The 9,743-nt window shown below is 49.3% G+C and carries 8 protein-coding genes; 2 read left to right on the top strand and 6 right to left on the bottom strand.

The genetic code is table 11. From position 1 onward, the window contains the following. Positions 1–57 precede the first annotated feature (57 nt). From J2T58_RS10150 to J2T58_RS10130, 5 genes are all read right to left on the bottom strand, one after another. The gene (locus tag J2T58_RS10150) at positions 58–486 is read right to left on the bottom strand and encodes an adenylyl-sulfate kinase (protein WP_253489592.1); all 429 of its coding nucleotides are present in this window, start codon (positions 484–486) and stop codon (positions 58–60) included. A 29-nt stretch (positions 487–515) separates the two neighbouring features. Continuing rightward, complete coding sequence (locus J2T58_RS10145) at positions 516–1,256, bottom strand: phosphocholine cytidylyltransferase family protein (RefSeq protein WP_253489590.1); 741 nt, start codon at positions 1,254–1,256, stop codon at positions 516–518. An 11-nt stretch (positions 1,257–1,267) separates the two neighbouring features. Next, positions 1,268–1,915: a gamma-glutamyl-gamma-aminobutyrate hydrolase family protein gene (locus J2T58_RS10140; RefSeq protein ID WP_253489588.1), complete on the bottom strand. Its 648-nt coding sequence runs from the start codon at positions 1,913–1,915 to the stop codon at positions 1,268–1,270. After that, the gene (locus J2T58_RS10135) at positions 1,905–4,325 is read right to left on the bottom strand and encodes a PEP/pyruvate-binding domain-containing protein (protein ID WP_253489586.1); all 2,421 of its coding nucleotides are present in this window, start codon (positions 4,323–4,325) and stop codon (positions 1,905–1,907) included. Before J2T58_RS10135 ends, J2T58_RS10140 begins: the two co-directional genes overlap by 11 nt. A gap of 167 nt (positions 4,326–4,492) precedes the next feature. After that, a complete protein-coding gene (locus J2T58_RS10130) occupies positions 4,493–6,310 on the bottom strand; it encodes an ABC transporter ATP-binding protein (protein ID WP_253489585.1) in 1,818 nt (605 codons plus the stop codon). Positions 6,311–6,672: 362 nt separating this feature from the next. Here J2T58_RS10130 and J2T58_RS10125 point away from each other — a divergent pair, with 362 nt between their 5' ends. Further along, entirely contained in the window at positions 6,673–6,894 is a 222-nt protein-coding gene (locus J2T58_RS10125) for a nucleotidyltransferase domain-containing protein (protein ID WP_253489583.1), read from the top strand. After that, positions 6,891–7,082 (top strand): HepT-like ribonuclease domain-containing protein, encoded by a 192-nt coding sequence (locus J2T58_RS10120; protein WP_253489580.1) that lies wholly within the window; start codon positions 6,891–6,893, stop codon positions 7,080–7,082. The genes J2T58_RS10125 and J2T58_RS10120 overlap by 4 nt, the downstream gene beginning before the upstream one ends. 15 nt (positions 7,083–7,097) lie before the next feature. Here the strand turns inward: J2T58_RS10120 and J2T58_RS10115 are convergent, their stop codons facing one another. Next, positions 7,098–9,731, bottom strand: a complete 2,634-nt coding sequence (locus tag J2T58_RS10115) for an oligosaccharyl transferase, archaeosortase A system-associated (RefSeq protein ID WP_253489577.1) — start codon at positions 9,729–9,731, stop codon at positions 7,098–7,100. Positions 9,732–9,743 lie beyond the last annotated feature (12 nt).

Genomic DNA, 9,743 nt, shown 5'->3' with positions numbered 1-9,743 from the left:
GGCGGTTGTAACCTATTTTTTTTTGCAAATTTGGGTTTGTTGTAGGGTTTTCAACCCTCAAGTGATCGTTGTTGGGGGGGTTAATCGAAAAACTCTTGTTTCTGTACCCGCTGCTGCCCGGCTGTAAAGACCCTTCGGATCTCTCTTTTTCAGAAGTTCAATTGGTGCATCAATAAAGACCTGATAGTACTTAGAAAACCGCTCCCGATTATTGATATAGATATCTTCAAAGTTACTGATGGTACAGCAGATCACATTAATATCCTGTTCATCCAGCCATAAACAGATCTCAGCATATTGCATGGCCAGATTTCTTCGCCCCTCCATTGTATAGTCACGGGGCTCGGTATCACAGCCAAGTATCCTCCGGACATCGTCCCCATCAACCATGACGGTATTTGGAGCATGAGGCTTCCAGAGCTTATACATCTCTCTTCCAATGGTTGTCTTCCCTGACCCGGACAACCCTACCAGCCATATGATCATATCAGAGAACCTCAACAAATCGTTTTGAACTATTTGGGAAAAACAAGCTCTCCTGCCCGAACCTTTCCTTCAGCAACTTCAAGATCAGATCCATCATCAACCTCGCACCATACCCCATCCCAGGGTACTCCCTGAATAGAATGTCCGTCCTGAATAAGGCGTGATAGTAGAGACGTCATATCCAGTTTGTTCTTCAACTCGACCTGATTATCAAGCAGTGTAGCAATCCACCGGTATGATTCAGGAGTGAACTTCAACAAACCCATGTATTGTCCATGGATATCATCAAATGAAACTCCTTTCCGCCCAATATCCAGAATATTTCCATTCTCATCAACAGAGAAACTCTCTGCATCAGAGAGCGGATCATCAAACCGCTCCTGCCAGAGTTCGCGCCACCGTGTATCATAGAGGATGGCAAGTGATCCATCCGCATTACTCAACTGAGTAATGGCATCTGCACCATACACGATATCAGAGTATGATATAATACACTCATCCTCAGCAAGCCATTCATGGGCACACATCAGGCTTGCTACCATGTGTGTCTGCGGCCAGTCGGGGTTATCACGCACCTCAAATGCTCCTTTTATCATCTCACCGCGATATCCTCTGACAACAAGAATATCATCGATGCCTGCATTATGCATCGCTCCCAGTTGCCACTCTAATAGCGGATGTCCGGATAGCTCCACCAGGCATTTCGGCCTGTCATCGGTTCTTCGGTCCAGTCGTGAACCGCGTCCTGCTGCAAGTATGATTCCACGCATTTTTATTCCTCTTATCTCGAAAAGAAAGTTCTAATTAGATATTCGTCAAAGTCTGACGCCGGATTCTCTCTCTCGGGATGCCACATGATACCAAGCAACGTCTTTTCGGCATTTATGACCCCCTCAACAAGTCCATCATCGGCAATGGCAAATGACTTTAACTCTCCTCTAAAATGATCGCCTGTACCCACACACTGCTCATGGAATGAGTTGACCGTCAATTCATCTTCATCCCATTGCAGAAAATTGTCTGTCAAATGTACCCTGTGGATTGTTGCAACATGGTTGTGAGGATTCTGGCAGGGGAGAGGACTCTGATTATAGTAATGGCAGATCATCTGCATCCCCCGGCAGACCCCAAGGACCGGCAATGTATTCCGGGTTGCATACTCCAGCATAGTCAATTCGGTTTCATCACGTATTGGAGCATCATAGATATTGTTCCCACCTGTCAGGATGAAACCATTCAAACCCCAGTACTCAATTAATTCACTAACGTCCTTCCCAATATTGGGCACAGGAATCCAATGGACGTTCGGGAGCACACGCTTTAGAAAGACCGACCAGTCCTGTGCCAGGGCATCACGAGGCTCAACATATCCGGTCGCCTCCACAACCCGCATGGATAGACCCAGACGGAGATCCGTACTACCCCTCATAATACCCCAGCGGTCTGATTACCCTTGATTCACAATTCAGTACAATCTTCCGGCAGTTCCGTAACCTTTCAAAGAGATCCTCACCACAGCCGATGGCAGCAGGCAGCTGCAGTTCGGCACAACGGATCGCCATATGAGAGTTTGCCCCCCCATATTTTGTTATTAATCCTGCAATACTTTTTGAAAAGATCCAGTCAAAACCGGGATCGGCATTGTCGATACAGATGATATAATCTTTCAGTGAACCTGAATTGAGCGTTGTTGCATCAAGGAACTTGCAAGGCCTCTCGATCTTCTTCTGTGTGATAAAATTCGGATCAGAGCGATGTATAGGTACGACATGAATATCCCGGACACCACGAATCAGATAACTGAGTTTCAACAGTTTGGCAAAAGATTGTCCGATGCGTGCCTGATCTACTTTCTGCATCAGGACAGATGTCATCTCATCCCGTGTTGAGGTGTAGCAGCTGTTGATGATATCATCAATCGTGAGATAAGAGAGGTCCTCTCTCCCGAGGGTATAAAATTCACCCCATGATGCGATAGCCTCAAGCGCTGCTGAAAGATTGCGGGAGAAGACAAACTTCCCATACTCCCTCCCGCAGATTGCTACCTGAGCATATGCAAAGAGTCCTTTTGCGTCTATGGAGTCAAGACCCGCTTCCTGCAAGAGTGTATTGATTGCCTGCTCTTCCTCATCAGTTAAAGTGAATGGATCCTGATGATCCGCTCTATCTGCTATGTTGCAGTTGTCAAAGAGATCGGGTCGATCCCGGTAACAGGGTGACATGATATCAAAAGTTCCGGGCCGCAGGTGACCGTAGCGCTCGTGAAATACAGCTTCATCAAGGCGGCCTTCGCAGACTGCCTGCGTATCATGTGCCAGTTCTCCCATAATTGTATTGAATGATGATTTGAATTCTGCTACCCGTTCCCTGGTGATCGCGCCGCGTTGTATGGCAGAGCGAAGCAGTGTCTCAGCTATGAACCCGTGCCGGGCAATGATGGTAAACGGAATGGTGCCATACTGAATGCAGTCTTCCAGAAGATCGGCAATAAACGCTGCCAGAGCAACAGGGCTCTCTGTCTTGATTGCGAGGACACCATTGCTCTGATTCTCTGCCAGGCTATCAATCCTGAAGAGAGCCATTGGCAGGTTGCCAGCAGCGCTCATATCAAGAACATTGTTCGTAAATTCCTGAAGGCAGGCTTTGAAGATACAAGTCTCCTCAGGAGTTAGAACGTCACCATATCGCTCAGCAAATACGGTATCAAATGTGAAGTCCAGCACTGTGTGGGCAACCTCAAACTCGACTTTATCATGGAGACTTGGGTTGGCCGAGAGTCTGGCAAGCCATGCATTGATCAGCTTCTCTCCAATCTCTTCAGGGATCCCCTTTGGGAGAAATGAGTTGAAACTGGCCCGGACATCAATATATGCCCGCCCGCCGATGAGCACCATCAACTCTGTACGGGGTATCTTATGGTAGCCCATCTGCGCCCGTGCAACACTCCAGGCATTCGAAGAGATCAGTTTTCGGAAGAGTGATGCGGCGAGGGGAGAAGGGATAGGACCAATCAGTTCTGCAGGATTCCAATCCGGCATATTGCCAAATATCGACGATGCCCCGAAAAGACCTTTTCTTCGTGCAGAGAGGTGCTCAATAAAGCGTTCTACCTGGGGGATTACACGAGATACCCGGTGTTCTGTATCCGGATGCCAGCCTCCAACGGTGCTGATCCTCCGAACATGTAATAGATACACGGAGCCATCATGATCAATGGCAAACTCGATATCAAGGGGGACCCACCCACAGATCTCTTCAATTTCCTGAGCTAAAGCAAGCATCTTTCGGACACGGGGAGAATCGAAATATTCTTCCTTATATTTCCGGTACACCATCACCGTCTTGTGAACGCCGGTACCGCCTGTGATGGAATCGGTTCGGCCGGTCTCGTCATCATAGTTGAGCACATAATAGGGAGATCCATCATCAACGAAGCGGGTTAGGATGACACCACTGACGGCAATCCCTGTAACCATCTGTTGAACAAGAACCTGATCTGCTTCGTCCTTTTCAGGATAAGAGGCGAATACCTTTTCAATCGCTTCACGAAGTTCTTTTGTATTGTCTGGATTAATATTGAGGATAGATTCAAATGCCCCGGCATTTGACAGACCGATTCCGTCTTCACAGGCAGCCGAGCTGCGTACTGCAACAAGATAAGGTTGGAATGATTTTGATATCTTTTCCAGCAGGGAAGCTGACTGAATTCTCCAGTCTTTTCGAGAGAAGAATGTGAAGGGCGGTATCGTACATGATAATGATAAATTATTGATTTGTGCAAGCGTCTCGGCTTTCGAGCCGAATTTGATTTTTCTTATCTGTGAGTCATTATATATCATTCAAATCACTGATTAAATTCAATAATCAACACATCAATACTACAATTCGTTTTTTTACAAAATGCTAATAACTCTTTTATTCTCACAGACTATGAGCAAAAAGGGACGATAAGTGCTTTGATAAGATACAGTATCCCCGTGAGCTTCCACACAAAGAACATCTCCCATCACTCCCCACCCTCATCCCGGTCCTCCTTCTGCTCTTGCCCAAGGTACAACCGATAATACTCTCCCTTCCGCTCCAACAGCTCCTCATGACTTCCGCTCTCCACAATTCTCCCTGCCTTCAGGACATGGATCACATGGGCATCCTGGATCGTCGACAGTCTATGAGCGATCGTAATCACCGTCATATTTTCAGAAAGCCGCTTGACAGATTCGATGATCCGCTTCTCAGAGATATTATCAAGCGAACTGGTCGCCTCATCCAGCAGCAGGATCTCCGGGTTCCGCAGGATAATCCGGGCAATCGCCACCCGCTGTCGCTGCCCCCCTGAGAGCTTCATTCCCTGGTCGCCGATGATCGTAGCATAGCCATGATCGGTTCGCATGATGAATTCATGGGCATCGGCACGCCGGGCCGCCTCGATGATCTCGTCATCGGTGCAGTCGAGGCCAAACCGGATATTCTCCCTGATAGAATCATTGTAGATGAAGGTCTCCTGGCCGATGTATCCGAGTGACCGGAGATAGCTGACCTGATCAAACTCGTTGATATCCACCCCGTCAATTGCGATCCTGCCGGAATCTGGAGAATATAGGAGAGCGAGAAGGTTTGCAATCGTCGTCTTGCCGGATCCGGAGTCGCCGACGATAGCAACAGAGGTATTCTTTTGAATTGCAAACGAGAGATCACTGATCGTATCCCCGGCCGCATCCGGGTACCGGAACCCTACCCCTTCAAACGCAATTGATTGATCAAAGGAGAGGGGGAGGCCCCCGCCCCGCAGCCTCTTCTTCTCGCGCTCACTCTCTTCCTGGATGAGTTCAGCATACACGAGCTCTAGAGCAGGCAGGTACTGGACCATATAGGTGAGATTACTCTGCGCGGCACTTGCCGTTGGCACAAGCCGGTACAGCGCGAGCATGAATGTTCCAAAAAGACCAACATAGGAGAGAAAATCCCCACCTGTTGAGATATAGAGGGCAAGAGCGCCGATTGCAATCACCGAGAACATCAGGAAATCATTGATGATCGATGGAAGCTTTCCAAGGGCATTCACAAAAGTATATGCCTGCCTGAGCTTCGAAACAGCAGCATCATATTTTTCAGCCCAGAAAGAATGTGAACCCGTGATAAAGATCGTCTTGATCCCGGAGATGAACTCCTGGTAGGCAACGGACTTCTGCATAAGTGCAGTATTCAAAGCTGAACTGTTCCGGTAGACACGGGTGAAGAGCTGCTGCCTGATAAGATATGCATAGATTATTCCGAGGATCACCAGTGCGAAAGCTAGCCAGAAGGAGAGATAGATGATAAAAAGGAAATAGAGCAGTGCCATCAGGGAGTTCTTAACGCATTCCATGAACTGGTTGATCGCCTGGCCGGACTCTGTCACCGCTCCCTGCCCGATATACAGCAGATCGCCCTGCTTCTTTGCGGCAAAATAACTGTAATCATTGCCAATCAGGCGGGCAAAGATCCGCCTGTCAAGCGAATCCCGTACCGCTGCAAAGACATATGCCCCCGAGTAGGCAACAATCCCGTAAAACCCGGCGATGAATGCGGTTGTCAGAAGCAGAAGGAGTGCAGATGCTAGAAATGGATTAAGCGTTGAAGGAAGGATGATATCATAAAAAGTATCAAGGAGCCGGTGCTGGTTCTCGACATCAAGCCCATAGTTAATGATCGGGTATACAAGCGATATCCGGAATACCTCCAGTCCTGAGAGTGCGATGACCGCCAGAAGATATAGTGCCAGCATCTTCTTGAAGGGGCTGAAGAGGTAGTAGAGAATGTTTACTGCGTTCCTGATAACCGACACGGGACATGCCTCATAGAGTACGTACGTGTTGGACAGACGTATCTAGTATTCGATGAGGAATATCGGAGAACGGGAGGCTGATAATCCCCTCTCGGAAAATAGGGTCGAATATTATGGTTAAGGCACGAGGGTGAGCCCTATGACAGCCTCTTCTATAACGATCATTGTACCGTGATTACGCTCCTTTCAGATGAACTCATCTTCATTCTCTGTGGATACTAAGGACCGTTTCCTCTCCCAATAACAGCCTGAATGAACTTATCTCATGGTTCCCAAAACGCCATGAGGATCCCATTGGCTATTGTATGAAACTACTAATATGATGATGAACGCCCATTAATTGAGTACGTATGGGACCGGGCATGCACCCCACGGAAGACCTCGCAATCGAAGCAGTCGAGCGAATAAAAACTATCAATGGCTTTGATCACGTTCGGTTCATATTCCTCTATGGATCCGTTGCAGCAGGGCAGGCACGGATTGATTCGGATATCGATCTCTGTCTCTGGTATGATGGCGATAAAATCGAGGCTGAACGGTTTCGGTTCCTGGCGAGGATGAGGATAGTATCATCCATCTCATGAAACATGGAGTCATCGGGTCTGAAATGCATGAGAAACTGAGGACAATAAAGGGGTTTCTTAATCTGGTGGTTCACAGATATGGCCGCATGAACGATGAGATTGCATTTGCAATCCTGCAGGAAAACCTTGGAGACTTTGCTCTCTTCAAAGGGGCAATTGAAGATTATCTCAACACAAATAAAAATTAATTGAGAGATTCCTCTTCAAATCCTCAAACCTTCCATCACCGCCCGGTACGACACCGAAATCTCCTGCCCCGTCTCAACAATCCGATACGGTCCTGTTGCCACAACCACATCATCCGGCCCGGCCTCGGTCGGATACGGCAGCACAAAGATCCCGTCCCGGCTCTCCTGCCGGTAGGTGAATGTCCTGCCGGTATTCGTCTCAACCGGCACCTCAATCGTTCCTTCTCCTTCGAGAACTGCACCGGAGACGAACTCGAAGATCTTCACATACCGGATATCGCCGCCACTGCTAAGGACATTTGTCGGGGATTCGTAGGCAAGCCTGAACCGCTGCAGTGCATCAAGGTCTGTCGATGGTGTAAACATCTCCGGGGAGAGGATCTCGGCAGAATGGTTCGCCGGGGCAGCCCGGGTGAATTCCTCGATGTACCGCCGTGCATCCTCAGTTGTGTCTGCCTGCTGGACGTTGGTGATCACCGGGTATGGGCTTGTTCCAAGCCCCAGTGCAGATGCAGGAGCTGACTCGACGACGAGAATCTCTCCGGCCGGTGTCGCCGAACCATCAAAAACATGAAGCCGCTGGATCATCGTCTGATAGTACGTCTCCCTGTAGAGCTGAATCGATTGGTATGAACCCGTTGTGGGCGACTGCTGGTAGAGCATAACCTGCTGGAATGGTCTGGTGGCATTCACCGGGTCAGGCCAGGTTGCCATCGCCCAGAACTTTCCGGTCGCCATCTCGATGTCAGTGATCACATACCGGATACCTAACTCTTCAAGTGTGGCCGATGCTTTCTCTCCATCCGTCTCCATGAAGAAGCCACCTGCAGTCACTGCACCACGCTGGAACGGGTTTGCATGCGGTATCCGTTTGGAGACGAAGGTGATCCAGTGGCCGTAATCCCACCACGACATGACACCGTAAGCCTCGGGAGGATATTCATACACACCACGCATTTGTGGTGTATCAAAGATCTCATAATAATCCACACCGGGATCCGGGGTATTCTCCCCCAGCCAGACAAGGGCGGCTTTCCAGTCGGAATTGATTCCACCACCGACATTTGATCCCATCATGATATTTGCGGACACACCCGACCAGGCAAAGAGGAGGGCGATGATCACCGTCACTACAAGGAGTCCCACCCGGAGAGGGCTGCCAGAAGATTCTGCAGTTGTTTTCTGTGGTTTTTTCTCTTTCCTCCCCTTCTTTTCTGCTCCTTCCGGCTCTGCGGGGGGCATCTCGGGTGGGATCTCATTCTGCGGATCAAGGAGCTTTTCAATGCCCGCCATCCGGAGGAGATCCCGGCCGCCGATCTGCATCACCGCACCAACAGCAAGCGCAGCTAATAGCGCGATATTCGCGGCAAGATAGTACTCAAACCGGACCTGCCGGGTGGTTGCAAGGAAGATGAGGGCAAACCAGATGAGTGTGAAGAGTGCGGGGGCATTATTCTGTTTCCAGATCCGATATAGAAGGTACACAGTCCCCCCGGCAACAAGAATCCACCCCCAGTTGAAGACCGATACTGCATTTGCAAACTGCCAGGGCATCGCCTCCTGGACGGTGAGTACCTCGGCCCGCATTCCGAAGACAGCGGTGAACTGTCCTATATATCCCCGCGTCAGATTTGGCAATGCCAGCAAACCAACAATCAGAGAGGCGATGGTCAGACCAACAAGAGACGCCGGATAGAAGTACCAGGGATTATCTGACAGATACTGGGAGATAGCATAGAGGAGAAGCGTGCCGATGATTATCAGACCATAGACGATGATGTTCCCGGGGCCATAGACTCCAACACCAAACCCTGTCTGTTTCAATCCAAACGGAATGATCCCGAGAATAACCACGAAAAATGTGACACAGTTTGTCAGGATGAGATAATCAGATGCCTCTTTGCGGATATGGTCAAGCAGCATCTGGATGATCGTATAGATGACCACAATCACACCGAAGATCACCATCGTCGTCATATTGTAAAACCCGAGGAGGAATGCAAACCCTGCAAGTGCCGGATAGGTCAGCACCGGATTCTTCAGGCTCTGAAGATCAGTGAGTCTCACCCCGCTCTCCTTCAGTTTCATCATCGCAATGATAAAACACAAACAGAAGAGTGCTGAGAAGAGCGTCTCGGTGATATGGTGATCAACAAACGAGTACAGTGAACGGTACGCATACTGGCCCGCGATAACCGAGATAAATCCGGCAGAGACAAGCCCGGTCTTCCAGTCCACAAGCTTGGCACCGAGTCCGTACATCACCGGTACCATTGCAACTGCCATCAGCGGAGGAAGGAACGAGGCGACATACATAATCTCCGGGCGAGTGGAGGCTCCCGCCAGGATCACAAGAACGACCGCAAGCAACCTGAAGAGCGGACCCCAGTAAATTGCCTCACCAACCGGGAAATGCGACATTGGATCAAACCAGGAGTACGCAGGGAAATCAAGAGCCATCTGTTCGATCTGGCGAAGACTGTACCAGGGATCATTCCCAAGGAGATTAACCCAGTCGTCGGATACAATCCTGGGGATCGGCAGGGTCCGCAGCCAGAAAGTGAGGAGGGAAAAGGCGATTAAACAGGCACCGATGAATGAATACCTGATCGTTCGCCTGGTTATCTGAATATTCGACCCCTTAAGCATATGATCAATCTA

The sequence above is a fragment of the Methanocalculus alkaliphilus genome, assembly GCF_024170505.1.
GTDB lineage: Archaea > Halobacteriota > Methanomicrobia > Methanomicrobiales > Methanocorpusculaceae > Methanocalculus > Methanocalculus alkaliphilus.
This window is presented reverse-complemented; position numbering and strand designations above follow the sequence as displayed.